The sequence below is a fragment of the Ruegeria sp. HKCCD9138 genome (assembly GCF_057220975.1).
Genome location: NZ_JBWVAZ010000009.1, coordinates 76,944 through 102,578, shown reverse-complemented (window position 1 = coordinate 102,578; position 25,635 = coordinate 76,944). Strand labels below are relative to the sequence as shown.

At 57.1% G+C, this 25,635-nt stretch carries 20 protein-coding genes and 1 pseudogene; 9 read left to right on the top strand and 12 right to left on the bottom strand.

What is annotated here, in order from left to right; genetic code table 11:
- Window positions 1-33 precede the first annotated feature (33 nt).
- The 5 genes from AC2TEL_RS15590 to AC2TEL_RS15570 form a co-directional block, all read right to left on the bottom strand.
- Window positions 34-408 carry a cupin domain-containing protein gene (locus AC2TEL_RS15590; protein WP_480905142.1) on the bottom strand — a complete coding sequence of 125 codons (375 nt, stop codon included), beginning with the start codon at window positions 406-408 and terminating at the stop codon, window positions 34-36.
- 57 nt (window positions 409-465) lie between these two features.
- Entirely contained in the window at window positions 466-1,779 is a 1,314-nt protein-coding gene (aptA, locus tag AC2TEL_RS15585; RefSeq protein ID WP_480905139.1) for an omega-aminotransferase AptA, read from the bottom strand.
- A gap of 21 nt (window positions 1,780-1,800) precedes the next feature.
- The gene (locus tag AC2TEL_RS15580) at window positions 1,801-3,183 is read right to left on the bottom strand and encodes an aldehyde dehydrogenase family protein (RefSeq protein ID WP_480905137.1); all 1,383 of its coding nucleotides are present in this window, start codon (window positions 3,181-3,183) and stop codon (window positions 1,801-1,803) included.
- Between the two features lie 21 nt (window positions 3,184-3,204).
- On the bottom strand, window positions 3,205-4,485 hold the full coding sequence (locus AC2TEL_RS15575; RefSeq protein ID WP_480905134.1) for an FAD-dependent oxidoreductase: 1,281 nt from the start codon (window positions 4,483-4,485) through the stop codon (window positions 3,205-3,207).
- A 222-nt stretch (window positions 4,486-4,707) separates the two neighbouring features.
- Complete coding sequence (locus AC2TEL_RS15570) at window positions 4,708-4,959, bottom strand: hypothetical protein (RefSeq protein WP_480861933.1); 252 nt, start codon at window positions 4,957-4,959, stop codon at window positions 4,708-4,710.
- Here AC2TEL_RS15570 and AC2TEL_RS15565 point away from each other — a divergent pair.
- Window positions 4,862-5,626, top strand: a pseudogene (locus tag AC2TEL_RS15565) (aldehyde dehydrogenase family protein); the annotation flags it as partial. The gene AC2TEL_RS15570 and the pseudogene AC2TEL_RS15565 sit on opposite strands and share 98 nt — an antisense overlap.
- 173 nt (window positions 5,627-5,799) lie before the next feature.
- On the opposite strand, the gene dld reads toward AC2TEL_RS15565, so the two are convergent.
- The 4 genes from dld to AC2TEL_RS15545 form a co-directional block, all read right to left on the bottom strand.
- Window positions 5,800-7,494: a D-lactate dehydrogenase gene (gene dld / locus AC2TEL_RS15560; RefSeq protein WP_480905132.1), complete on the bottom strand. Its 1,695-nt coding sequence runs from the start codon at window positions 7,492-7,494 to the stop codon at window positions 5,800-5,802.
- Window positions 7,491-8,675, bottom strand: a complete 1,185-nt coding sequence (locus AC2TEL_RS15555; RefSeq protein WP_480905129.1) for an alpha-hydroxy acid oxidase — start codon at window positions 8,673-8,675, stop codon at window positions 7,491-7,493. Before AC2TEL_RS15555 ends, dld begins: the two co-directional genes overlap by 4 nt.
- Before the next feature lie 12 nt (window positions 8,676-8,687).
- Window positions 8,688-10,757, bottom strand: coding sequence for a TRAP transporter large permease subunit (locus AC2TEL_RS15550; RefSeq protein WP_480905127.1), 2,070 nt, complete (start codon window positions 10,755-10,757; stop codon window positions 8,688-8,690).
- 111 nt (window positions 10,758-10,868) lie between these two features.
- Window positions 10,869-11,918 carry a TRAP transporter substrate-binding protein gene (locus tag AC2TEL_RS15545; protein WP_480905124.1) on the bottom strand — a complete coding sequence of 350 codons (1,050 nt, stop codon included), beginning with the start codon at window positions 11,916-11,918 and terminating at the stop codon, window positions 10,869-10,871.
- 349 nt (window positions 11,919-12,267) lie between these two features.
- Here AC2TEL_RS15545 and AC2TEL_RS15540 point away from each other — a divergent pair, with 349 nt between their 5' ends.
- From AC2TEL_RS15540 to AC2TEL_RS15505, 8 genes are all read left to right on the top strand, one after another.
- Window positions 12,268-13,044 carry a FadR/GntR family transcriptional regulator gene (locus tag AC2TEL_RS15540; protein WP_480861642.1) on the top strand — a complete coding sequence of 259 codons (777 nt, stop codon included), beginning with the start codon at window positions 12,268-12,270 and terminating at the stop codon, window positions 13,042-13,044.
- A 503-nt stretch (window positions 13,045-13,547) separates the two neighbouring features.
- Window positions 13,548-14,579, top strand: a complete 1,032-nt coding sequence (locus AC2TEL_RS15535; protein WP_480841537.1) for a LacI family DNA-binding transcriptional regulator — start codon at window positions 13,548-13,550, stop codon at window positions 14,577-14,579.
- Between the two features lie 115 nt (window positions 14,580-14,694).
- Window positions 14,695-15,999, top strand: coding sequence for an ABC transporter substrate-binding protein (locus AC2TEL_RS15530; protein ID WP_480905121.1), 1,305 nt, complete (start codon window positions 14,695-14,697; stop codon window positions 15,997-15,999).
- Between the two features lie 109 nt (window positions 16,000-16,108).
- The gene (locus tag AC2TEL_RS15525; RefSeq protein WP_480841533.1) at window positions 16,109-16,975 is read left to right on the top strand and encodes a carbohydrate ABC transporter permease; all 867 of its coding nucleotides are present in this window, start codon (window positions 16,109-16,111) and stop codon (window positions 16,973-16,975) included.
- Between the two features lie 10 nt (window positions 16,976-16,985).
- The gene (locus tag AC2TEL_RS15520) at window positions 16,986-17,816 is read left to right on the top strand and encodes a carbohydrate ABC transporter permease (protein WP_480841531.1); all 831 of its coding nucleotides are present in this window, start codon (window positions 16,986-16,988) and stop codon (window positions 17,814-17,816) included.
- Window positions 17,817-17,828: 12 nt separating this feature from the next.
- Entirely contained in the window at window positions 17,829-18,833 is a 1,005-nt protein-coding gene (locus AC2TEL_RS15515) for an ABC transporter ATP-binding protein (RefSeq protein WP_480905118.1), read from the top strand.
- On the top strand, window positions 18,830-19,603 hold the full coding sequence (locus tag AC2TEL_RS15510; protein ID WP_480905266.1) for an L-iditol 2-dehydrogenase: 774 nt from the start codon (window positions 18,830-18,832) through the stop codon (window positions 19,601-19,603). The genes AC2TEL_RS15515 and AC2TEL_RS15510 overlap by 4 nt, the downstream gene beginning before the upstream one ends.
- Window positions 19,591-21,111: a mannitol dehydrogenase family protein gene (locus AC2TEL_RS15505; RefSeq protein ID WP_480905116.1), complete on the top strand. Its 1,521-nt coding sequence runs from the start codon at window positions 19,591-19,593 to the stop codon at window positions 21,109-21,111. Before AC2TEL_RS15510 ends, AC2TEL_RS15505 begins: the two co-directional genes overlap by 13 nt.
- A gap of 123 nt (window positions 21,112-21,234) precedes the next feature.
- On the opposite strand, the gene AC2TEL_RS15500 is transcribed toward AC2TEL_RS15505, so the two are convergent.
- From AC2TEL_RS15500 to AC2TEL_RS15490, 3 genes are read right to left on the bottom strand one after another with little or no spacing between them, the layout of a single operon-like run.
- Window positions 21,235-22,083, bottom strand: a complete 849-nt coding sequence (locus AC2TEL_RS15500; RefSeq protein ID WP_480861634.1) for an ABC transporter six-transmembrane domain-containing protein — start codon at window positions 22,081-22,083, stop codon at window positions 21,235-21,237.
- 6 nt (window positions 22,084-22,089) lie between these two features.
- On the bottom strand, window positions 22,090-22,509 hold the full coding sequence (locus AC2TEL_RS15495; RefSeq protein ID WP_480841524.1) for a DUF2141 domain-containing protein: 420 nt from the start codon (window positions 22,507-22,509) through the stop codon (window positions 22,090-22,092).
- The gene (locus AC2TEL_RS15490) at window positions 22,506-25,634 is read right to left on the bottom strand and encodes an efflux RND transporter permease subunit (protein ID WP_480905113.1); all 3,129 of its coding nucleotides are present in this window, start codon (window positions 25,632-25,634) and stop codon (window positions 22,506-22,508) included. Before AC2TEL_RS15490 ends, AC2TEL_RS15495 begins: the two co-directional genes overlap by 4 nt.
- Between the last annotated feature and the right edge of the window lies 1 nt (window position 25,635).

The following is a 25,635-nucleotide window of genomic DNA, read 5'->3' as shown; positions in this document are numbered from 1 at the left end:
CGGCGGCGCGACGGCCACCGAAAATTTCCGACTTTACATGCTGCGTTTGGGATCAGGCGGCTTCAAATGCCGCGTAGACCTTGCAACCGGCGTTACGGATTCCCAGGTCCCGACGAAACCCGCCGGAATAACGAAGGCATCGCCTTGATAGAAGGTCCAGATTTCGCCGTCCTTGTTTTCGATCGTCGCGGTTCCTTCGACCAGAATACACAGCTCGTTTTCGCTGTAATTCACATTCAGTTTGCAAGGCTCACTGGACCACTGCCCCACATTGAATTGTTCGGTGGTGTCGGAAAAGGCGTTCCAAAGGCATGTCGCAGCCTTGCCGGAAATCAGTTTTTCCGCCGCGATGTCGCTTTCGATCAACGGTGCTGAACGGTCCACTCGGGTGATGGTTTTTGTGCTCATTTGATGGGAGACTCCAAAAAAGAACGGCCCGGCCATGCGCCGGGCCAAGTTGGGGATTTATTGGATCTTGCGAAGTGCAGCCCTGACAATTTCGATCAACTCGTCTATCTGGGCGTCCGAGATGATCAGCGGCGGCGAAAGGGCGATAATGTCACCGGTCACACGGATCAACGCCCCCTTTTCGAAACACTCGGTGAACACGTCGTAAGCGCGTGCGCCGGGTGCCCCATCGCGCGAGGGAAGCTCGATTCCCCCGATTAGTCCAAGGTTGCGGATGTCGATCACGTTTGGTTCGTCTTTCAGCGAATGAACGGCGTCCTGCCACTTGGCGTCCAGTTCTGCGGCCCGGGTCAACAACCCGTCCTTTTCGTAGATGTCGAGAACCGCCAGACCGGCCGCACACGCAATCGGGTGCCCGGAATAGGTGTAGCCGTGGAACAGTTCGATCATGTTTTCCGGGCCTTGCATGAACGCATCATGCACATGCTTCTGGGCAAAAACCGCGCCCATGGGCACCACGCCGTTGGTCAGACCCTTGGCGGTGGTGAACAGGTCTGGCGTCACCCCGAAATACTGCGATGCGAACGGAGCGCCCAAGCGGCCAAAACCGGTAATAACTTCGTCGAAAATCAACAGAATCCCGTGTTTGGTGCAAATCTCGCGCAGGCGTTCCAGATACCCCTTGGGTGGCACAAGCACACCGGTCGAACCGGCAACCGGTTCCACGATGCAGGCCGCGATGGTTTCCGCGCCGTGCAGAGCGACAATTCGCTCCAGATCCTCGGCCAGGTCGACACCGTGTTCGGGTTGCCCCTTGGCAAAGGCATTTTCCGGCAGGTGCGTATGCCGCAGGTGGTCGACACCGGTCAGCATACCGCCGAAATGGCGGCGGTTGTTGACGATCCCGCCCACCGAAATGCCGCCAAAGCCAACACCGTGATATCCGCGCTCGCGCCCGATCAGACGCGTGCGCGATCCTTCACCCCGCGCGCGGTGATAGGCAAGCGCGATCTTGAGCGCCGTGTCCACCGATTCCGAGCCCGAGCCTGTGTAGAAAACATGATCGAACCCATCGGGCGCCAACGCTTTGAGGCGGTCAGCGAACTGGAACGCAAGATCGTGGCTGATATTGAAACTCGGCGCATAATCCATCTCGCTCAACTGGCGGTGAACGGCGTCCGCAACTTCGGTATAACCGTGACCCGCGTTACAGCACCACAAACCGGCTGTGCCGTCGATGATCTCGCGCCCATCGTCGGTCGTGTAATGCATGCCCTTAGCGCCGGACAGGATTTTCGGAGCTGCTTTGAATTGACGGTTTGCCGTGAACGGCATCCAATAGGCGTCCAGATTTCGGTTCTGAAGGTTCATTTTGTCCTCGTGTTGCTGTCGTCACAGCGCTTTTTTCAAGTGGTAGGATTTCGGGCGGGTCAGGGAGTTGTAGCCCAACACCGACAAGGTAGTGCCCCGCCCCGTATTCTTACAGCCGGTCCAGCACACGGCCGGATCCAGGTAGTCGCACCGGTTCATGAAAACGGTGCCCGTTTCGATTTGGGCGCCGATCTCGGCGGCGCGCCCGGCATCCTGCGTCCAAAGGCTGGCAGTCAAGCCAAACTCGCTGTCGTTCATCAACGCAATGGCTTCTTCATCCGACGACACTTTCATGATGCCGACAACCGGACCGAAGCTCTCGTCGCGCATCACCCGCATGTCGTGGGTCACATTCACCAAAATCTGCGGTGCCAGATAGGCGCCGCCATCATCCGCCGGGAAGTTTGCCGAATCGATCAGAGCGGTTGCGCCATCGGCGACAGCTTCACTGATTTGGTCACGCACTTCCTGTGCAAAGCGGACATTGGCCATCGGACCAACGGTCGTGCCGTCTTCAAGCGGATTGCCCAGATTCAGTTTGTTCACTTCGGCCACGGCCTTTTCGACGAACTCATCGAACTTGCTTTCGTGGACATAGACCCGTTCGATCCCGCAGCAGCACTGCCCGGCGTTGAAGAACGCGCCATCCATCAGGGTGGCAACAGCGGCGTCCACGTTGGCGTCTTCCATCACATAGGCCGGATCCTTGCCGCCCAGTTCGGTGCCGACACCGGTAAACGTTCCTGCGGCCGCGCGCTCCATCGCCTGGCCGCCACCGACCGAGCCGGTGAAGTTGACGAAACCGAAATGCCCCTCGCCAATCAGTTCCGACGTGGTGCCATGATCGAAAAAGACATTTTGCAACACGTCTGCCGGGAACCCGACTTCATCAAACGCCTTCACGATCCGCTCGCCCGCTATAAGGGTTTGGGCCGCATGTTTCATGATCACCGTATTGCCGGCAATAAGCGCAGGCACCAGCGAGTTGATCGTGGTCAGAAACGGGTAGTTCCACGGCGCGACGATAAAAACAACGCCCACCGGTTCCTTTTCGATCCGGCGTTCAAATTTGTCGCTGTCTTCGGTCACAATGGGTTTGAGCGCCTCTTCGGCAATCTCCGCCATATACGTCGCGCGCTCGATACAACCATTGAATTCGAAGAACTGAGCCTTTGGTCGACCCATCATCATGGCGACCTCTTCGGCGGCTTCCTCGCGGTGCGTGGCAAGCTGATGGATTGCCTTCATGACCAGATCGCGGCGTTCGGCCAAAGGCCGCGCAGCCCAGGTCTTTCCAGCCGCCTTGCTACGTTCGATACGCGCCAGAGCTTCGTCCTTGGACATGGCCAGGCGGGTTACGTGCACCTCGCCGTTAATCGGAGATACGCATTTGATATCAGACACTGTTCAGGTCTCCCCTGCGGGTCAGCGCAGTTTTTCCTTGAGTTTGTAGTACATCATTCCCACCGCGATCGCCTGACTGCCAAGCGACCGGGTAAATGGCAGCCTCATATGGCGGACGTTTTCGTACACCAGATAATCCTCCATATCGCCGGTAATTGCCTCGGCCATGATCTCGCCCAGAATATGTGTCAGCGCGATGCCGTGGCCCGAATATCCCTGCACGTAGAACACGTTTTCGCTGATCTTCCCGACCTGCGGAATACGGTTGATGACGATCCCGTCGATCCCCGCCCAGCTGAATTCGATATCGACGCCCTTAAGGCGCGGAAAGGTCCGCTCCATCGCCGGGCGCAGTTCGGCTCCGATATCCTTGCTGTCACGGCCCGAATAATTGGTGCCGCCGCCAAACATCAGGCGGTGATCGGCTGTACAACGATAGTAGTCCAGCACAAAGCGGCAATCGTAAACGGCAAGATTGTATGGATTGATCTTGCGCGCGACTTCCTCTCCCAATTGAGCGGTGGCCATGTTGGCCAGCGACGCCGGGAACAGCTTGCCCGCAAGTTTCTTCTGCTCGAGAAAGTGATAGGCGTTGCCTGCAATCAGAACCCTGTCAGCCGTGACCCGGCCTTGTTTGGTGAACAGCGTGGGACGATGCCCGTGTTCAATCCTCGTCACCTGCGAGTCCTCGAACACTTTTGCACCCAGTGATTCAGCCGCACGCGCCTCGCCGACGCACAGGTCCATGGAATGGACGTGCATATTGCGCCGGTTTAGCAACCCGCCGCAGTAGATCTCGGTCTCAAGATAATTCGGGATGTCCTTGCCGTCGACCAGTTCGAGTTCGCCACCCATCCCGCGGTTTTGCGCCTCTTCATGGATCGTCTTCAACTCTTCCATGTGGGCGGGCTTCATCGCGGTCTGCAAGTGGCCGAAATTCAGGTCACATTCGATACCGTATTTCTCGATCCGACTCCTGATGATGTCATGGCCCCGCCAGCGTGTTTGCCAGACGACGTCGTCCGCTTCATCGCCGACGGTACGCCGGAACTCGCGCGCCATGGCGATGTCGCCTGACAGGCTACCCGTAATCTGCCCGCCATTCCGCCCGGTCGCGCCCCAACCGATTTTCCTTGCCTCAAGCAACGCAACTTTCTTGCCACGTTCAGCAAGCTCAACGGCAGTCGCAACGCCGCTGAAACCACCACCAACGATGGCGACATCCACATCCAGGTTTTCTGCCAACCTGGCAAAGCCCTTCGTGTCGCGGGCCGTTGCTGCATAGTAGGAGTTTGCGTGCATCCGGATTCCTTTTTGATCAAATTTATTCGGAAGGCAGACGTAACGCAAGCATTCGTTTAAACTTCGCCTACTTGCTTGTTTTTACGTTTTTTCTTTTGAGTTTAGCGTTCCACTGCCAAATCTGATCATCTGAATTCCGATTTTTTGACAAAATAAAACAGGTCAGAGCCAGACACTTCATTGCCCCGCTCTGACCTGATTTTCTGATATCGATTGCTCGGCTCATAGCGTATCGTGGATGTCCTCGGCCACAACAAGACCTGACTTATGCGCACCGGCAACTGTGGCCCAATCGTCATCGCTCAGCGCCTCGCCGGCGAACCAGAGACGATCCGCTTCCTGCTTGCGCAGCTCGTTTCGGGACCAGGCACCGCCCGGCTCGGCACCGGTGGGACATGCCCTGGCGGTGACAGCGGCACAAGGTATGAAGAAGGTCCAGCTCGAAATGGGCGGCAAAAACCCCATGGTGGTCATGGACGACGCGGATCTGGATATCGCAGTTCCCGCGGTGTTGAATGGCGCGTTCTTTTCGACCGGACAGCGCTGCACGGCCTCTAGCCGGATCGTGGTGCAGGATGGCATCCACGATGCCTTCGTCGAGCAACTGACCGCCAAGATGAGCGCGCTGAAAGTTGGCAACCCTTTGGATACCGCCACCCAAATCGGCCCGGTCGCTTCCGAGCGCCAGCTTTCCAGCAACTTGAACTATATAGATATTGCGGCGGCTGAAGGCGCTGACGTTATCGGCGGTGAGCGTGTGACTCTTGAGACCGAAGGCTGGTTTCAGGCACCGGCGTTGTTCCTGAAAGCAACCAACGATATGCAATCGAGCCGCGAGGAGATATTTGGTCCTTGCGCCAGCGTCATCAAAGTTGCCGACTTTGATGAGGCGCTGTCGGTCGCGAACGATACCGAATTCGGTCTGTCCTCAGGCATTTGCACATCCAGCCTGAAATACGCCCGTGCTTTCAAACAACAAAGTCAGGCAGGTATGGTAATGGTCAACCTTCCAACCGCAGGGGTCGATTATCACGTCCCGTTCGGCGGGCGCAAAGGCTCATCACTTGGGTCGCGCGAACAGGGGCGTTATGCCGCCGAGTTCTTTACTACGGTCAAGACCGCCTACAGTTTCGCGGGGTAGCACGGCAGAGACTGCGGCCTGTCGGCTGGGCAGAATTGCTATGTGCAGGTATCGCGTCGAACTCATCACTCGACTGGATTTCCATCTGACCTCGCTACCAACCCGAGTAACGCAAATGGAACCACCAAAACGACCAGCAGCGGCAGGTGCAGCCGATGCGATGACCACGTTGGTCACCGGATGGGATTCGTCTCATAATTCCGGGACTTGGACATTTTTCCGATCCCGGGATTGAATGAATTGGTTGGATCGCAGCATTTGTAGTGCATGGCCAGATCGGGCTTGGCCTTGTACAGATGGCCAACATTGTGTTCGGCAGGGTATTCGGCACCGCGCTCGTCAAACAATTTGAGCATTGCCGCTTTCAGCGCCTTTGGGTCTGCGCCCTTTTTGACCACGTAATCCTGATGCATCACGTGGCACATGAAATGGCCATAATAGAGCTTGTGCACTAGCTGATCGTCGATTTCGGGCGGCAACTTTTCCAGCCAGTCACGATCATTGCGGCGCAGCGCAACATCCAGTGCAATGATGTCCTCGACCTCATCCGCATGAATTGCCATGTAACGCACCGCAGCCCCGGCGGCGGCAAAGCGGTGGAGGCCGGCGATCTTGGCTTCGCGAGGGGTGCATTCAAAGAAACCGGCATCGTGCCCATCAAGAAAGCCGGGCAACCAGTTCCGAACCTCCTCGATCCCGTCTTCTTTCATCTTGAGGATCAGGTGATGTTCAAACTTGTCTCGGAAATCAAGCATTCGCTTGGGCAAAATTTCGGGCAACACGCTGACTGCCATCTGCATGAACCGGTCGGTGAAGTTGCGCAGGAAAGGGATGCGACGCAGACGAGCGTCCACCGCGCCCTTCATCGCAAAGAACATTGGCAGGCGGTCAGTGCCCAGCTTGTCGATCATCCAGACCGTGTCTTTGCCGTAGGTCCGGGTAATGTCGAATACGTCGCGTTGCATGTATTCGGCCGATACCGGCAGAGATTTGAATTCGGATAGAATAACCCGTCTCAGATCAGCCAGGTCGTCTGGATTGTTGGCACCAATATAGAAGACCTGCTCTGATCTGTTTTTGGGGAAGGTGTCCAGCCGAACCGCAAAAACGGCAAGCTTTCCGGCCGACCCGGCCGATTCAAACAATTTCGCCCTGTCAGCATTGAACCGCGCGGGGGTCGCTGCGTCCACATCACGCACGATCTGTGCATAATCGCTGGCCGAGGCGCGTTTGTTGGTCGGATCGGGGGTCCGGTCGAAGGTGCCCGCGTCCAGATTTGCCAGAATTTCATCGGGTGTCTCACCCAGATCGATACCAAGGTGATTGACCAGCTCAAGCGCCCCGACTTCGTTCACTCGGGCGTAAACGGACAGTTCGGTATAGACTGGCCCCCGCTCGACCAGTGAACCACCGGAATTGTTGCAGACGCCGCCAACGATGGACGCACCGATGCAGGAAGAACCAATCACCGAATGCGGCTCGCGACCGATGGGATCCAGCAGTTTTTCCAGGGCAAACAGTGTGGCCCCCGGGAAACTGACGACCTGCTCGCCGCCATTCAGCGGCACCAGTGTGTCCATCCGGCGCGTGTTGATCAGAACAACTTCACGATCATAGCTGCCTGATGGCGTGGATCCTTCGGTCAGGCCCGTATTGGCGGCCTGCATGATGACGATCTTGTCGGCGGCAACACAGGCCTGAAGCACTTTCCACTGCTCCAGCAGAGAGCCTGGCTGGACAACGCACAGGGCTTCACCCTCGCCCGAACGGAAGCCACGGCGAAAGCGTTCGGTGGCGCGCGCGCCTGTCAGCACGTGGCGCGATCCGACGATGCTGCGGAATTCCTTAATGAGTGCGCCGTTGGTCATGCCGCGCTCCTCTGTGACATCGGTGCAAGGGTCCCATCACGAAAACGGACGCAGTCACGCGACAACTGGTCGATCCGGCTTACTCCCATCAGTTTCATGTCCCGCTCAATCTCGGCGCGCATCAGGCCCAAGGCGCGTTCAACACCCGCCTGCCCTGCGGCAGCCAAAGGATATAGGTACTGTCGTCCGACACCAACCGCCTTGGCACCTAACGAGAGCGCCTTCAAAACATGGGTTCCGCGCTGAATACCGCTGTCCATCATTACATCCAGCCGATCTCCGACCGCGTCAACGATCTCGGCCAGTTGGTCGAAGGGCGTGCGCGAACCATCAAGCTGACGCCCGCCATGGTTCGACAATACGATGCCCGTGCAACCTATCTCGGCAGCGCGACGGGCGTCTTCGACGGTCATGATGCCCTTGAGGCAGAACTGACCGTCCCAGTCGCGAACCATCTGGGCCACATCATCCCAGTTCATCGACGGGTCCAGCATGTCCGTGAAATAGCCCCCGATCGAGCTGGCACCGCTGCCCATATCCACGTGGGCCTCAAGCTGAGGCAGGCGGAATTTCTCGTGGGTGACATAGTTGATCCCCCACATCGGCTTGATCGCGAACTGAATCATGCCGCCCAGCGTTAGGCGAAACGGGATGGAAAAGCCGGTGCGCAGATCGCGCTCGCGATTGCCGCCGGTGATGCTATCCACCGTCAGCATCATGACCTCGACGCCGGCCTCTTTCGCGCGTTGCATCATGGCCGCGTTCAGGCCCCGATCCTTGTGGAAATAGAACTGGTAAACCTGCGGGTTCTTATGCTTTAGCCGCAGTTCTTCCAGCGACACGGTTCCCAGCGAAGACACGCCGAACATGGTTCCATATTTCTCAGCCGCCGCGGCTACGGCGCGCTCACCCTGATGGTGGAACAGACGCTGCAAGGCTGTAGGCGAGCAATAGACCGGCATGTCCAGTTTTTGCCCCATGACGGTGACTGACATGTCCACGTCGGACACTCCACGCAGAACAGAGGGCAGCAGGTCGCAACGGTCAAACGCGTTGGTGTTTTCCCGATAAGTGACTTCATCATCGGCGCCACCGTCGATGTAGTTGAAGATGGGCCCCGGCAGCCGGCGCTTGGCCAGCCGCCGGAAATCGTGGAAGTTGTGGCACTGGCTCAAACGCATTTTCAGGGCTCCTTAATAGGCGACCGAGGGCAACCAGGTGGCAAGGGTCGGCCACAGGAAGACCAGCGCCAGACCTGTCAACTGCAGCAGAACGAAAGGGATAATTCCCTTGTAGATGTGCGTCAGCTTGATCTCGGGCGGGCAGACACCTTTCAGGTAGAAAAGCGCGAAGCCAACGGGCGGTGTCAGGAAGCTGGTTTGCAGTGTCACCGCGACCAGGATCACGAACCATACAAGCGCCGGTTCATCCAGAACGCCAAAGCCAGGGATATCGATTCCCAGCCCGTTCACGATGGGGCGCATCAGCGGCAGTACGATCAGCGTGATCTCGATCCAATCCAGAACAAAGCCCAGCAGGAAGACGATGAACAGGATGAAGATTACCGTGCCATTCGCACCGAAACCGGTGGACTGCACCACATGCTCGATCAATTCGTCTCCGCCCAACTCACGCAGCACGTAAGAGAACACCGTCGCGCCGAGGAAAATTGCAAAGATGTAGGCGGTGGTGTTGAAGGTTGACACCAATACGTTCCACAGTTTTCCAAAGCTCAGCTTGCGATACCCAAGCGCCAGCAGCGTGGCGCCCAGAGCACCGATGCCCGAAGCCTCGGTTGGCGTGGTCAGACCCGCAAAGATGGAACCCAGAACGGCAAGGATCAGGATCAGAGTCGGGATGACCGCGATCAGAACGTCCTTGACGGCGGCCCAGTCAGGGGCTTTTGCGCCCTCGGGCACCGGGGCCGCGTCGCGTTTCACCAGCGCAAGGATGAAGATGTAGGTCAGGTACAGGCCGCCGATGATCACGCCTGGGAAGACAGCCGCCATGAACAGGTCTCCGACCGACAGGGCCATCTGGTCAGCCATGATCACCAACATGATCGACGGCGGGATCAGAATGCCCAGCGTGCCCGATGCCGAAACAACGCCCGCTGCCAAAGTGGGCTGGTACTTTTGCTGCATCATCGACGGCAGCGACAGGACACCCAGCAATACAACAGAAGCTCCGATGATCCCGGTCGAGGCCGCCAAAATGATGCCAATCAGCGTTACTGTGATGGCCAAACCGCCGCGCACGGTGCCAAACAACCGCTGCATGGAGGACATCAGACGCTCGGCCACACCGCTTTCGTCCAGCATCAGGCCCATGAAGATGAACATCGGCAGCGCTACCAGAACCGCGTTGGACATGGTTGCATAGACCCGGTTCACCACAGCGCCAAGGGTCAGATAGTCCAGCCCGGTAAAGGTGCTCTCCAACCCGGTCCACAGCATTAGGTCGTTGTCGAACAGGTAGGCCAGGCCGCAATAGGCAACGCCGACTCCAGCCAGCACCCAGGCCACCGGATAGCCGGTGAACAGCAGCGCGATGAAGGTCAGGAACATCGCGATGACCAATTTTTCTTCGGTTGTCTCGACCAGGAAGGTCAGCGCCACACACACCGCTGCAAATACGGCCAGCACCAGCAGTATCCTCCGCAACGACGCACCTTCGCGTTCCGAAGCCGGACCGTAGATCAGCGCGTGACCGTCATGGATCAATCGGGCCAGTGCCGCCAGTGCCAACAAGACAAAGCTGATCGGAATAACAGCTTTGAACGCCCACCGCGCAGGCAGACCGGTGGGGCTGTCCGAGCGTTCATTGACACGGAAGCTTTCGTAGAAATAGTCATATCCCTGATCGATCATCAGATAGATGAACGGGGTCAGCAGGGTCAGGATCCCGATCACTTCGATCACACGCTGCGCCCGGCGTGACAGTTGCATATGCAGAACGTCGACGCGTACATGGCTGTCGGTGATCAGGGCATAGGAAATACCGATCATCGTGACGATGCCGTAGAAATGCCACTGGATTTCGTCCAGTTTGGGATAATTCTGGCTGAGCAGATACCGTAGCGACACCTGAGAGAAGATCGCGGCAATCAGCAGGACGTTTGCCCACATAACCACATGGCCGACAGCTTTTACCCCGGTGTCGATCGCAACGGCGATCTTCTGACGGTCGGTCTCGGGGTGTTCCAGGAGGCCTTCATAGGCTTCGACCGGATCGTTGAAGTTCTTCTGCGTGGCCATGGTCATTCCTCGCTCAGCAGCCCGGCGCGCGGGCAGTGAAAGGTTAGAAATTCCGAAAGTCTGGGAAATGCGCCGGAGCGACGGCGGACGCCGCTCCGGTTTTGTCAGTCAGAAAGGTTACTGACGCGGGAGGAAAGCGTTCGATTTCCAAAGCTCATAACCGTCCCGGAACTCGTTCATGTCGTTCAGAACCTGAGCGAAGAAGGCGTCGTTTGCAGCCTCTTCAGCAGCAACCTCTTCCCAGGTCGAGCGGAACGTATCCAGCATCTCGGGCGACCACTGCTTGATGGTGACACCGTTGTTTTCGACATTGTCGATCAGGGCCGCATGCTGGATTGCTTCGCCCTCGGCAAAGCTGTCCGCCATCGAGGCCTTGCAGGCGCTTTCGATGATCGCCTTGTGCTGGTCGCTGGTCTCGTTCCAGACGTCCTTGTTGATCAGCAGCTCGAACACAGTCGCCTGCTGGTGCCAGCCGGGGAAGTAGTTGAACTTGACAAGTTTGTGGAAGCCCAAACGCGCGTCAATGGCAGGCATCGAGAACTCGGTCGCGTCGATGGCACCTTTTTCAAGCGCGGGGAAGATCTCACCCCCTGGCAGCAGTGAAGTCGCGACGCCCAGTTTCTGCATCACCTTGCCGCCCAGACCGAAGAAACGCATCTTCAGGCCGTTCAGGTCTTCGGGCGAGTTGATCTCGGTTGCGAACCAGCCCGAGGTTTCGGGCGCGATAATGGCGCAGGGCAGAACATGGACGTTGTAGCCGGCCTGATCGTACATTTCCTGATACAGGGTCAGGCCGTTACCGTAGTACAGCCACGCCATGTATTCACCCGCCTCGGGGCCGAACGGTACGGCCGAGAACAGCGGTGCGGCCGGGATTTTTCCTGCCCAGTAGCCAGCGGTAGTGTACCCGGAATTGATCTTGCCGGTGGACACGGCATCCAGAATCTCGAACGGCGGAACCAGCTTGCCCGGCTCGTAAACTTTCATCTTCAGTGTGCCGCCCGACATCAGATCAAGCTGTTCGGCAACGCGCGGGATCGGCGAGCCAAGACCCGGCAGTTCGGTCGAGAACGCAATCGGTGTTTTTAGCAACAGTTTGTCAGCTGCAAGTGCAGGCGCAGCGATCAGGCTGGCGGCCACGGCGAGGCTCGTCAGGGTCTTTTTCATGAATACTCCTCCAGTGTTTGCCGGACGCCAGGTCCGACCAATCGGGGCGCAGGATCACCCTGCGCGCTAAGAGGTTAATAAAGTTTACCATTGTAGTCAGTCAACAACTTTGTTTACCACTGCGAGTTTGCCAACCTATCTTGCGGGGTGTGGTTACCAACAGTTTCAAAACCGGGACGATGCAGGTATTTCTTTCCCGTTTTCTGGCATCCCTGTTTGTTTTTAACGATTTATCACGTGGATTGATGCCTGAGCTAAAACTCGTAGCGGGTTGAAAAAACTTTCCCTGCCGGTTACTTTTATTTACCAGAGTGTAAGGACCGGATCGTAACCAACAGGGCAATATCCCATGACCCCCACTGCGATTTTTGAACCAATAGGACACGAATCACTGGCAGATGCGGTGGTGGCTCAAATCGAAGAATTGATTGCTTCGGGCGTATTGAAACAGGGGCGTAAACTGCCGTCCGAACGCGATCTTGCCGAAATCTTGCGCGTTTCGCGCCCGAAACTGCGCGAAGCGCTTCATATTCTGGAAGAACGTGGCCTGGTCAGGACGCAGCATGGCGAAGGCACATTTGTTGCCGCACTGACCGGGAAAGCCATGCTGCCTGCATTGTTGGCGCTTTATGAGCGACACGAACCTGCGTTCTTTGACTATCTTGAGTACCGGCGCGAACAGGAAGGGTTTGCGGCGCGGCTTGCTGCACGCCGTGCAACTAAAGCCGACAAAGAGCGGATCGGCGAAATTCTTGAAGAATGCGACCGAGCCTGGCGCGAAGAGGATCAGGAAGCCTCACGCGAGGCCGATTTCGCGCTGCATTCCGCAATCGTGGACGCCAGCCAAAACGCTACTCTCATTCACATGATGGCGTCCATATACGAACTGACGCGTCAAGGTGTCTTTTATAACCGCGAGTTTCTGAAATCGATTGACGGTACGGGAAAGCGGCTCTTGGAACAGCACATGGAACTTGGCCAAGCTGTGATCGAAGGTGACGAAACGCGCGCGGAAAAGGCGGCTCACGATCACATAGACTTTGTCGAGGAATCATTCAAATTCGGCATCGAAAGCCGCCGTCGTGAAGCAATGGCTCAGAAACGTCGTATGCTGTCGAATCCATAGCCATGTCAGAGTGGCAAATTGGATGGTTGAAGTAGTAACCTGAAATTTTTTGGCATTCAAAGCTTCTGAAGGCGTTCGTATCCGCAGTCCTCGACGTGCCGCTCCAGTCCGCCGTCCTCTGGTTACTTTGGTGAACCACTTCGGCAAATCAGGGTCACCCCCAGATACCGGGTCTCAGAAGGATCCCTGCCAGACCTTAACCCTCAAATCGAGACGAACAGCTTGGACCAGTGCTTACCAAGAGCTTTCGCGAATTCGTCCTGGTTGAGAAGCAGAATACCTGACAGAAGGTATGGGAAGACCAGTTTTGGCTCACACGCAAAAAGCCATATGGAATCATATTTGTCCGACGAATTTGCGCCCTTTACGGATCAATCCATCCAGCATCCTGTTCGGAATCAGTCAGGCCAACGATTGAACTCCGGACGCTTGACAACGCGAGGTTTGCCTTTCTAAATTTACCAAAAGTTGACGCGCGAAACCTTTTAATTTGGTATGGGAAAATGTCGCCACGAAAAATTCGAAACATGGAGGAATTTGCCGCGGTCAGCGGGATTTCCCGCCCAACTGTGTCAAAATACTTCAACGATCCCGAAAGCGTGCGTGCGTCGACACGGAAGAAAATCGAAACGGCCTTAGAAGAACACGATTACCACCCAAATGTGTTCGCGATGAACCAGAACCGGCGCAGAACGAAGAATATCGGGGTTGTCGTGCCAAATCTGGCAGACCCGTTCTTTTCGGAGATCGCACGTCGCGTTGAACTTGCCTGCATCGAGGCTGGATACAGCCCCATCCTGCTCAGCTCACACGGCAACCCCGAAATGGAGCGCGACAATCTCAACTCGCTCCGGTCCCTAAAAGCTGCCGGTGTCTTGCTTGCGCCTTTTGGACGCCTGTCGGAAAAGGACGTGGTCAAGGCCTTTGAGGCCGACTTTCCGCTTGTGCTTTTTGACGCGAATATCAGCGGAGTCGGTCAGGCATTTGTTGGCACCAACAATGCCCAAAGTGTCGGCTTGATGGTCGAATACCTGTGTCGAAGCGGCGAGCCGCCATGTTTTTTCGAAATGAAATACCCAATCAACCCAAACGCCAACAAACGGCGTGCGGCGTATATCGACAGTATGGAACGGCTCGGGCACAAACCGAACATTTTCCAGGCCCTTGGCAAAGGTTGGGATTTTGAGGAAATTGGCAAAAACGAAGGTGGACGGTATCTGGCTGAAGACGTGTTTCCCACCAACACGGTGCTGTGCAGCAACGATCGCCTGGCCATAGGAATGTTGTCTGCCGCTTATGGGCTTGGAATGCGTGTCGGTCAGGGCGTGGGATGCCACATCAGGATAGCCGGTCACGACGATCATCCGTTTTCCCGGTTCACATGCCCGCCCCTGACAACAATCGCACAGGATTACGAAGCCATCGCGAACCGCGCGGTGCGCACATTGTTTGGAATGCTTGAGAAGGACGAAAGCCTGCCCGAGCGGGAGGAAACGCTTTTTGAAGGCCGGTTGATCATGCGGGATTCCGCTTAGGCCACCATCAACACGCCCGCTCGATCCATTCTTTACGCGCGTAAATTTTTAATTGACTTCGCGTTGCGATACCGGCTACAGTCCCATCCATCATCCAGCGAGGAGGAAATTTGGGATGTCATTCAAACAAGCACTTTGCGCAGCGACGGCTATGACGCTTGTCACCGCAAGCGGCGCGTTGGCGGAAAACCTTGTCATCGCAACCGTGAACAACGGAGACATGATTCGAATGCAGGGTTTGACCCAGGATTTTACCGACAAGACCGGCCATACGGTTGAGTGGGTAACACTGGAAGAAAACGTCCTGCGTCAGCGTGTCACCACGGATATCGCCGCCAAGGGCGGTTCCTTCGACATCATGACCATCGGTATGTACGAAACTCCGATCTGGGGTGCCAACGGCTGGCTGGTCCCACTCGACGACTTGTCGGCCGAGTATGACGTCGACGACATCCTCCCTGCGATGGCTGGAGGCCTGAGCCACGACGGCACGCTGTTTGCCGCACCGTTTTACGGTGAAAGCTCGATGATCATGTACCGCACCGACCTTATGGAGAAGGCCGGGCTGGAAATGCCTAAATCACCGACCTGGGAATTCATCCGCGAAGCAGCCGCCGCAATGACCGATCGTGAAAACGACATCAACGGTATCTGTCTGCGCGGCAAGGCTGGCTGGGGCGAAGGCGGCGCATTCATCACGGCTATGTCCAACTCCTTTGGGGCACGCTGGTTCGATGAAGGCTGGAACGCCCAGTTCGACACCCAGCCCTGGAAAGACACGCTGGAGTTCTATGTCGGGATGATGTCGGAATCCGGCCCCGCCGGCTACGCGACCAATGGCTTCAACGAAAACCTGTCCTTGTTCCAGCAGGGCAAATGCGGAATGTGGATTGACGCGACAGTTGCCGCATCATTCGTAACCAATCCCAATGATTCAGAAGTTGCCGACAAGGTTGGATTTGCTCTGGCCCCGAACACCGGGCTCGGCAAGAATGCGAACTGGCTCTGGGCTTGGGCGCTTGCCATCCCTGGCGGTACACAGAAAGAAGACGCCGCCAAGCAATTCATCGAATGGGCAACGTCGAAAGACTACATCGAACTGGTCGCCGAAAATGAAGGTTGGGCCAACGTACCTCCGGGCGCACGTACCTCGCTGTACGAGAACCCGAACTATCAGGCTGTTCCCTTTGCCCAGATGACCCTGGATTCGATCCTGTCCGCTGATCCGAATAATCCGACCGTGGACCCTGTCCCGTATGTCGGCATTCAGTTCGCGGCAATCCCGGAATTCGCGGGAATCGCAACCGAAGTCAGCCAGGAATTCTCGGCCGTTTATGCCGGCCAGCAGACTGTGGACGAGGCGCTTGCCAAGGCCCAGGCTCTGACAAACGACGCTATGGAAGCCGCCGGCTACCGCTAAGCGCCCCTGTATCCGGGGGGTGAATTTCCCCCCGGGTTTGAAGTTCTCTCTCTAAACCGCAGCTCCGTTTAAGATGGCCCAACGGCGATCAACAGAGGAGGTATGCCCCATGGCAACCCAACATTCCCGATCAGCGGCTCGCTTCATGATGGCGCCGGCGGTCATCTTGCTCCTCGGCTGGATGCTCGTGCCGCTGATCATGACCCTGATGTTTTCATTCAAGAAATACCTCCCACTTCGCGGCGGAGACCTTGGATGGGTTGGCTTCGAAAACTACGTCCGCTTCGTAACTTCCAGTGCATTTTGGCCGTCGATCGGGGCCACCTTGACCATCGTCGGTGGCGTTCTTTTGATTACAGTCGTGATCGGCGTTCTGCTGGCTATCCTGCTGAATCAACCGATGTGGGGCCAAGGCGTGGTGCGCATTCTGGTCATCGCACCCTTCTTTGTCATGCCAACCGTTTCTGCGCTGGTGTGGAAGAACATGTTCATGGATCCGGTGAACGGCTTGTTTGCCCATCTGTGGCGCTTTTTCGGGGCCGAGCCGATTTCGTGGCTCTCCCAAGCTTCATTGCCTTCAATTGTCATAATTGTCTCTTGGCAATGGCTACCCTTCGCCACGCTGATCCTGTTGACGGCAATCCAGTCGTTGGACGGAGAGCAACTGGAGGCCGCCGAAATGGATGGTGCGCCTCCGATTAAGCGATTTGGCTACATCACACTGCCGCATCTCAGCCGGGCAATCACGATCGTGATCCTGATTCAGACGATCTTCCTTCTGGCGATCTTCGCGGAAATCTTCGTCACGACCGGCGGTGCCTTTGGCACCCGCACGCTGACCTACCTGATTTTCCAGCGTGTGCTTGAAAGCCAGAATGTCGGACTCGGTTCCGCCGGTGGGGTCTATGCAATCATTCTCGCCAATATCGTTGCAATCTTCCTGATGCGCATCGTCGGCAAGAACCTGGACGCGTGAGGAGGAAAAAATGGCCCGCGCAGTTACTCAACAACGCAAGATCATCAACACCGCCGCCGCTTGGGGCATCGGACTGTTGATATTTTTCCCAATCCTCTGGACCGTCCTGACCAGCTTCAAGACCGAAGCTACGGCCATCGCCGACCCTCCGGTTTTCCTGGCATTTGATTGGACGCTGGAAAACTACTCTGCGGTGATGGAACGGTCGAACTATGCCCGGTTCCTGTGGAACTCGATCATCATCGCCGGTGGCTCGACCATTCTGGGTATCATCGTCGCAGTACCGGCGGCCTGGTCGATGGCGTTCGTGCCTTCCAGACGCACCAAGGACATTCTGCTCTGGATGCTCTCGACCAAAATGCTTCCGGCCGTGGGCGTGCTTTACCCCATCTACCTAATCTGCATCAAGCTTGGCATCCTCGACAGCCGGGGCGCATTGGTCATTATCCTGATGCTGATGAACCTGCCGATCATCGTCTGGATGCTGTACACCTATTTCAAGGAAATCCCCGGTGAGATCCTGGAAGCCGCACGGATGGACGGGGCAACGCTGAAAGAGGAAATCCTCTACGTCCTCACACCTATGGCAATTCCCGGTATCGCATCGACCTTGTTGCTGAATTTCATTCTGGCTTGGAACGAGGCGTTCTGGACACTGAACCTGACGGCAGCCAACGCGGCTCCGCTAACGGCCTTCATTGCCAGCTATTCCAGCCCCGAAGGCCTGTTCTTCGCAAAGCTCAGCGCTGCATCGACCATGGCCATTGCGCCAATCCTCATCCTTGGCTGGTTCAGCCAGAAACAACTTGTCAGCGGCCTGACCTTCGGCGCCGTCAAATAAGGAACTTGACCAATGGGACAAATCAAACTCAACCAAGTGACCAAAAGCTTCGGAGACGTTCAGGTCATTCCGCCTCTGGACCTTACGATCGAAGATGGCGAGTTCACGGTGTTTGTCGGTCCTTCGGGTTGCGGCAAATCCACCCTGCTGCGCCTGATCGCGGGGCTCGAGGACATCACCACAGGCCACATCGAGATCGACGGATCGGATGCAACTGATGTGCCGCCCGCCAAGCGCGGTCTGGCGATGGTGTTCCAATCCTACGCCCTCTATCCGCATATGTCGGTACGCAAGAATATCGCCTTCCCGATGAAGATGGCCGGGATCGATGAAGCCGAGCAAAAACGCCGCATCGAATCCGCCGCCAAGGCGCTGAACCTCACCGACTATCTGGATCGGCGTCCGGGTCAGCTGTCGGGCGGGCAGCGTCAGCGCGTGGCCATCGGCCGGGCAATCGTGCGGGAACCGGCGGCCTTCCTGTTCGACGAGCCGTTGTCCAACCTTGACGCGGCCCTGCGCGTCGGAATGCGGCTTGAAATCAGCGAATTGCACGAACGGCTCAAGACCACGATGATCTACGTGACCCACGATCAGGTCGAAGCCATGACCATGGCGGACAAGATCGTCGTCCTGCGCGCCGGTGTGATTGAACAGGTGGGCTCACCGTTGGAACTCTACCACAATCCGCGTAACGAGTTTGTTGCAGGCTTCATCGGATCTCCGAAAATGAACCTAATTCAAGGACCCGAAGCCAAGAAGAATGGCGCCGCTACAATCGGCATTCGCCCAGAACATACGGACGTCAACATGACGGACGGGATGTGGAAAGGCGTCGTCGGCGTGGCCGAACACCTTGGATCGGACACCTTCATTCACGTCCACGACACCGGTCTTGCTGACATGGTCACCGTTCGGATCACCGGTGACATCCAGGCCAAGCATGGCGACACGATCTATCTGACGCCGCAATTGGACAAGTTGCACAAATTCGACGCTCAAGGCCTGAGGATCGAATAATGCAACTGGCTGGGAAAACAGCCCTGATTACTGGTGCCGCCCGCGGGATCGGGCGCGCCTTTGCCGAGGCCTATGTCAAGGAAGGCGCCCGGGTCGCCGTTGCCGATATCAATTTCGATGGCGCCCGCGAATGCGCGGCGGAACTGGGCGATCATGCTGTCGCGGTGGCTTTGGACGTGACCGACCAGGCCAGCATCGATGGTGCCGTGGCGCATACCGTGACTGAGTTCGGTCACATTGACATTCTCATCAACAACGCCGCGCTTTTCACCGCTGCTCCGATTGTCGAAATCGACCGCAATGATTACCAGCGCGTCTTTGACATCAATGTTGCGGGCACGCTTTTTACGATGCAGGCCGTGGCCCGCCACATGATCGAGCGCGGGCAAGGCGGCAAGATCATCAATATGGCAAGCCAGGCCGGGCGGCGCGGCGAACCGCTGGTCGCGGTCTATTGTGCGACCAAGGCAGCGGTCATCAGCCTGACTCAATCCGCCGGGCTGAACCTGATCAGGCACGGCATAAACGTGAACGCCATCTCTCCCGGTGTTGTCGATGGCGAGCATTGGGATGGCGTAGACGCTTTCTTTGCCAAGTACGAAGACAAGGCGCCGGGACAGAAGAAACAGGAAGTCAGTGCCGCGGTGCCCTTCGGGCGCATGGGCACACCGGACGATTTGACAGGCATGGCTGTTTTTCTGGCAAGCGATGCGGCGAACTACATCGTCGCCCAAACTTACAATGTGGATGGCGGGCAATGGATGAGCTGATCTCCCTTTCGAATGCGACGCTGAATCGACTGTCCGTTGAACGCCCCCAATATGACCGAACAACTTTGCGGCCGGGCATCATTCATATCGGCGTTGGCAATTTCCACCGTGCACATCAGGCATGGTACCTGCACCGTCTGATGCAGCTGGGCAAAGCCCTCGATTGGGCCATCATCGGCGCAGGTGTGCGCCCATACGACGCCAACATGCGGGAAAAGCTGCTCGCCCAGGATTGCCTCACGACCCTGATCGAACTCGACCCGACAAACGTCTCGGCCGAGGTCATCGGTTCCATGATCGACTACTTGCCGATCGAAAAGGACAACAGGGCACTGATCAGTGCAATGGCGGATCCGGCTACCCGCATCGTCGCAATGACCGTGACAGAAAGCGGATACTACATTGATCCTGTCACCAAAGGGTTCGACGCCAACCACCCGGACATTCAGCACGATGCGGCACATCCCGAAACGCCTCGCACGGCATTTGGCGCCATCGTGGCTGCACTTCGCTTGCGACGCGACGCGGGGCACGCGCCCTTTTCCGGGTTGAGCTGCGACAATCTGCAAAGCAACGGTGATGTACTGCGTCAAACCGTCATATCGCTGGCGCGCCTGTCCGACCCTGAACTCGCTGACTGGATCGACGCCAACGCAACCTTCCCAAACTCGATGGTGGACTGTATCGCCCCTGCCACCGGGCCGAACGAACTGGTATTGGCCAACAGTTTCGGCATCGAGGACGCGGCCGTCGTCACCCACGAAGCGTTTCGCCAATGGGTAATCGAAGACAAGTTCTGCGCGGGACGCCCAGACTGGGACGAAGTCGGCGCAACCTTCTCCGATGACGTCCACGCGTTTGAGACCATGAAGATCCGCATCTTGAACGCGGGGCATCAGGTCCTCGCCAATGTTGGTGAGATCCTTGGGCTCGGCACGATTTCCGAGTGCATGAGGCACCCAGTGGTTTCACGGTTTTTCGACAGGGTTCTGAGAACAGAAATCGCACCAACGGTTGCACCAGTGCCGGGAAAGCGCCCGGAAGACTATGTCAGCCTCATCGAAAGCAGATTCTCCAACCCACGGATCGTCGACACGACCCGCCGTGTCGCATTCGACGGATCGGCGCGCCATACGGGCTTTGTGTTGCCAATCTTGCGGGATCAGTTGAAAGCAGGACGTTCCGTCGAGGGGCTGGCCCTTGTCGAAGCACTGTGGGCGCGCATGTGCGCAGGAACCCGCGAAGACGGCAGCGAGATCGAGCCCAACGACCCATTCTGGCAAGAACTAACGCAAGCCGCCCGCCTTGCAAAATCCGACCCCGCTGCATGGCTCGGGCAAAGCCGGGTATATGGCGATTTGAGCGAAGCCAAACGGTTTTCTGACGCGTTTTCTCAATGGCTTGAACTGATTTGGAAGGATGGTTGTGAAGCCACCCTTGTCGCATACCTGAAAGAGGCGGGCCTTGTCGCAAATATCACTGAACCAAAAGCGCCGCTTGGAAAGTGATCACACAGAAACCTGCTAATAATTTGATTGCTCAAAAAATGTCAGGACTCGTGCGTCTACATACTCAGGCGCAACGTCTGCGACACACATTTACAGAACAGCCGGAGCTGCTCAGTTTTCTGGTCAATTACTCTTCAATCGGGTCGTTATCTCCGACAACCGTGACCAGGATTGCAGTGTGACCGGCAAGGTAAGTGCCGCTTCAGCAAACTCCCACGAGTAGCTGACAATCGAAAAAATCGCGCCGGGTGTCGCATTCAGGTTCTGCGTCGCGAACCAAAGATTGAACAGAACCATACCAATCAGCAGGATGAAAATCGCACCATAGAGGATCGCTTCGGTATCCGAGAGTTTGACTTCAAACTGGCGCAGCCTTCTGAGGTGAACCAGCACCGAGCGGTCCCGGCGTTGTTCCAATATCCTGACCTGATGCTCCATTTGCTCATTGAGGGCACGGTTCCAACGCCAAAACGTCGCGTGAAACAAAGCATAAATTGAAACCATTCCAAGCAGGGCGCAACAGGCCGACAAGGCCAGCGTCGGCGAAAAGTAAAACAGCAGAATTGCCGAAACCACGAACTGCACAACACCGGCGATTGCCGAAGGCAACGTGTCTTCCAGAAAATCGGCCAGCTCACGGCCCATTCCGATCCGGGCATTCAAGGACGATATCGGCAAGTTCGAGAATCGCGACGCGAGCGTCTTGCCCAATTCAACGCGCATCGTGCCGTATACCCGCGTGTCGTAGATCCGTCGGGCTACGCTGATCAGTGTCAGGGCGACCAGCAACGCCCCCAGATGCAAAAAGGGCTTTGACTCACCACCCAGCAACCCATCGATGGCAAAACCGATAAAAAGCGGGATCAAAACGGTCAGCGCCGTTTCGGACAGGATCAGAAACCAGGTCAATCCGACGCGCCAGCGGAACACACGCAGAAGCGTTCCGATCGTAAGGTTTTGGTTGGCCAGCATTGCGGGTCATTGATCGTAGTGGATGCGGACGCGAACGTCGCCGGGCCACACCGAGGCGGCCTTGAAGTCTGGCTCATCCTGCGGATTTGGCGCACCCGTTGAACCAACGCCTTCCAACATTTGCGTGGCCGTCATGTTCAGGTCTTCGTCCTTGTTTTCATCGTGAAACAACAGAATTGCATAGGGTCCGGCATTGAGATTCGAGAACTCGTGGCGGACTTTGCCTTTCCGGGACGGAATCTGGGCGAAGTCTACGGCACTCCAAAAGTCCAGTTTGTCAAAGGCACGGGCGTCATCGAAAACAAGAATCACGATGTTGCCTTTGGCGTTTCGAATACCGTCGACCGTTACGTGCAAACCATCAGCAACGGCAGGTGCCGCCAATGCCAGCGTGGCAAATGCGGGTCCCAAGAGTTTTCGGATCATGCTTTCGTCCTTTCCGTACCTGTTTGCGGGAGGGTTGGTTTGAAAATCGCGATGACGTCTTCGGCGATGGCGATCAGCACGGGTACAAGCACCAGCATCAGCGCGGTGCCGAACAGTTCCCCATAGGCCAGCGAGATGGCTGCCGGGATCAGGTATTGTGCCTGCTCGGACGTTTCGGTCAGCAAAGGCAGCAGACCGATCACCGTCGTCGCCGTGGTCAGAAAGATCGCTTTGAAGCGCCCGACGCCCGCGCTGTTCAGGGCCAGGTTCACAGGCTGGCCCTCATCGCGGGCCTGATTGTAGCGTGTGATCATGACAAGGCTGTCATTCACGATCACACCGGTCAGTGCCAGCATGCCAAAGAACGAGAATAGCGAAATCGAAACACCCATGATCAGGTGGCCGACGGCGGCTGCGACGAACCCAAAGGGGACGATGGCCAGAATGACGAAAGGTTGCCAATAGCTTTTCAGCGGCACGGCCATCAACACATAGATCAGAACCGCCGCCAATAGCAGCGCGCGTCTCAATCCATCGCTGATGTCCGACATCTCCTCCAGTTCACCGGCCGGCAGAACGGTCACGCTGGGGTATTTCTCCCAAAGCTTGGGAACCAGTTGCTCGAACACTGCTTGCCCAACCTCTTCCGGGGCGACGAGATTGCGGTCAATCGAGGCGGCCACAATATTCATGCGCCTGCCGTCGCGCCGGTTGACGACACCGGAGGCATAGGCCCCTTCGATTTCGGCAACCGTTTCCAGTGGCACCCATGCACCGGATGCGCTGCGCAAACGGGTCTGCATCAGATCGGCCAATGTGTCGCGGTTTTCACGTGCGTTCTGGACGACCACGCGAATTTCCGACCCATCGCGCCTGACCTTGGTCACCTCGTCCCCGCCAAAGCCATAGCCGATCTGGTTGGCAAGGGTCTCGGCGTTGAAGCCAAGGTGCCGCGCATCCGGGCGCAGGCGCAGTTTCAGCTCGGGTTGACCACCGGCTAACCCGTCCCGAACATTTGCCACACCCTCAATGTTGGCCAGAAAGGTCTTCATCTCGTCGCTGGCCTGCCGCAGCAGATCCTCGTCCTTTGACGCCAACCGGATGCGGAACCCTCCGGCGAGCGCTTCTGACCCGGTGAACTCAAGCTCGGTCGCGCCCTCTATGTCACCGACCCGTTCGCGCCAGTCACGTACCACTTTCAGGATTGGAACTTCCGGACGGTCCGCCACCGGGATCATCTCGGCATAGATCTGCGCACTGCCCGCGCTGTTGATAATGGTGAACACGGTTTGGACAGGCGGCGTGACCATGCCTGTGCCTTCGGCAAGGTCCGAGTTCAAGGCGTTCAACTCATCCTCGATCCGCTTCACATTTGCGCGGGTCAGCGCGAAGGGCGCGCGGGCGTCCATTTCAAGGTTCATCGTGATGATCTGGCCGGGCACTTCGGGAAAGAACACGGTCTTCACCTTGCCTTTGTACATCAAACCCAGCCCCAGCGTTGCCGCAGCGATAAACAGGATCACCACGGCATAGCGTTGGCGCACCGCGGCAATGAGCATTGGTTGGTAGATGTTGTCCCGAACCCAATACAACGCGCCTTGCGCCGCGTCCTGCACGCGGCCCCAGATGCGGGTCAACAGATAGCGGCGTCCCTGCCCCATCCGGACATAAGCCAGATGCGCCGGCAGGATGAATTTGCTTTCGATGAGCGAGAAGATCAGAGTCAGGATGACGATACCAGAAAACCCGGCCAGCACTTTGCCCAACGGGTTGTCGATCAGCAGCATCGGAAAGAATGCGGCTATCGTGGTCAACACACCAAACACAGTGGCGACGGCCACGCGGTGCACACCGCGCTCGGTGTCTTTGATCGGGTCCTTGCCGTTGCGGCGTTCCTCGAAAACGCTTTCGCCAACCACAACTGCGTCATCGACCAGAATACCCAGCGCAATGATCAAACCAAAGGTGGTGACATCGTTCAGCGAGTAATCCACCCATTTCGAGCCCGAGACCGCAAGTGCCCCCATGACCGAAACCGGAATGCCCATCGCAACCCAGAAGGCAAGCCGAACGTTCAGGAAAATCGACAGCATCAGGGTCACAAGGATCAGCCCCTGCACCCCGTTCGATCGCAGCAGCGCCAGCCTGTCCGAGATGTAGCCAGCGCTATCCCCCCACACTTCAGCCTGAATTTGCGCCGGTAACTGTCGGCTGAATTCCTGCACAGTGCTGCGAACCACTTCGCTGATCTCAAGCAGGTTTTCTTTTTGCCCGACCAGAACCTCCATGCCCACTGTCGGATTGCCGTTCAGTCGAAACAGGTATTCGCCGTCCTGAAAACCGTCTTCGATGGTTGCAATATCGCCCAATGGCACAAAGGATCCATCGCCGCGTTCAATAATGGGCAGGGCCGCATATTCCGGACCATATTTTGCCCTGTTATCAGCCCGCAGGAAAATTGTCCCACCTTCGGTGCGCAACCGACCGGCCTGAAATGTCAGCGAGTTCTGTTCTATCGTTCGGGTAACATCTGAAACGGTCAGGCCATAGTGTCGCAATTGCGCGGGGTCGATTTCGATGCGCAACTCGCGTGGGATCAACCCCCAGATTTGCAAACGGGATAATTCCGGCTGGGCCAGCAGTTCTTCCTTGAGGCGCTGTGCCAGTGTCTGCAGAGTGGCCGGATCGGTTTCGCCGTACAGATTCAGATAGAGCGCAGGGAAATCAAAACCCGACGCTTCGATCACAGGGCGGCGGGCGGTATTGGGCAGGTCAGTCAGCCCGTCGATGCGAATACGTACCCGATCCAGAACGGCTTGCAGCTTTTCGCCGCCTGCGCGGCGGACCGTGACCAGGCTGAAGCCATTTTCGGACTGCGACGTAACGCTGCGCACGCCTTCCAGCCCCTCAAGGGCTTGCTCAACCTTCTGCGTGACCAGTTCATCCACCTGCTCGGCCGTCGCGTCGGGAAATTCAATCTCAATTGTGACGCTTTCCGGCGGGATACGCGGGAAGCCCTCGATGCGGATATTCAGCAGCGTCTGAACCCCAAGAAATAGGATCAGTGCCATCATCAGGTTGGCGGCGACCGGGTTGCGGATGAACCAGGATGTCAACGCATGCATG

Bases quoted from the DNA above. Each gene is read 5' to 3' on its own strand.
- AC2TEL_RS15590 (WP_480905142.1), bottom strand. From the start codon at position 408: ATGAGCACAAAAACCATCACCCGAGTGGACCGTTCAGCACCGTTGATC.
- aptA (WP_480905139.1), bottom strand. From the start codon at position 1,779: ATGAACCTTCAGAACCGAAATCTGGACGCCTATTGGATGCCGTTCACG.
- AC2TEL_RS15575 (WP_480905134.1), bottom strand. From the start codon at position 4,485: ATGCACGCAAACTCCTACTATGCAGCAACGGCCCGCGACACGAAGGGC.
- AC2TEL_RS15570 (WP_480861933.1), bottom strand. From the start codon at position 4,959: ATGACCACCATGGGGTTTTTGCCGCCCATTTCGAGCTGGACCTTCTTC.
- dld (WP_480905132.1), bottom strand. From the start codon at position 7,494: ATGACCAACGGCGCACTCATTAAGGAATTCCGCAGCATCGTCGGATCG.
- AC2TEL_RS15555 (WP_480905129.1), bottom strand. From the start codon at position 8,675: ATGCGTTTGAGCCAGTGCCACAACTTCCACGATTTCCGGCGGCTGGCC.
- AC2TEL_RS15550 (WP_480905127.1), bottom strand. From the start codon at position 10,757: ATGACCATGGCCACGCAGAAGAACTTCAACGATCCGGTCGAAGCCTAT.
- AC2TEL_RS15545 (WP_480905124.1), bottom strand. From the start codon at position 11,918: ATGAAAAAGACCCTGACGAGCCTCGCCGTGGCCGCCAGCCTGATCGCT.
- AC2TEL_RS15540 (WP_480861642.1), top strand. From the start codon at position 12,268: ATGACCCCCACTGCGATTTTTGAACCAATAGGACACGAATCACTGGCA.
- AC2TEL_RS15535 (WP_480841537.1), top strand. From the start codon at position 13,548: ATGTCGCCACGAAAAATTCGAAACATGGAGGAATTTGCCGCGGTCAGC.
- AC2TEL_RS15530 (WP_480905121.1), top strand. From the start codon at position 14,695: ATGTCATTCAAACAAGCACTTTGCGCAGCGACGGCTATGACGCTTGTC.
- AC2TEL_RS15525 (WP_480841533.1), top strand. From the start codon at position 16,109: ATGGCAACCCAACATTCCCGATCAGCGGCTCGCTTCATGATGGCGCCG.
- AC2TEL_RS15520 (WP_480841531.1), top strand. From the start codon at position 16,986: ATGGCCCGCGCAGTTACTCAACAACGCAAGATCATCAACACCGCCGCC.
- AC2TEL_RS15515 (WP_480905118.1), top strand. From the start codon at position 17,829: ATGGGACAAATCAAACTCAACCAAGTGACCAAAAGCTTCGGAGACGTT.
- AC2TEL_RS15505 (WP_480905116.1), top strand. From the start codon at position 19,591: ATGGATGAGCTGATCTCCCTTTCGAATGCGACGCTGAATCGACTGTCC.
- AC2TEL_RS15500 (WP_480861634.1), bottom strand. From the start codon at position 22,083: ATGCTGGCCAACCAAAACCTTACGATCGGAACGCTTCTGCGTGTGTTC.
- AC2TEL_RS15495 (WP_480841524.1), bottom strand. From the start codon at position 22,509: ATGATCCGAAAACTCTTGGGACCCGCATTTGCCACGCTGGCATTGGCG.
- AC2TEL_RS15490 (WP_480905113.1), bottom strand. From the start codon at position 25,634: ATGCATGCGTTGACATCCTGGTTCATCCGCAACCCGGTCGCCGCCAAC.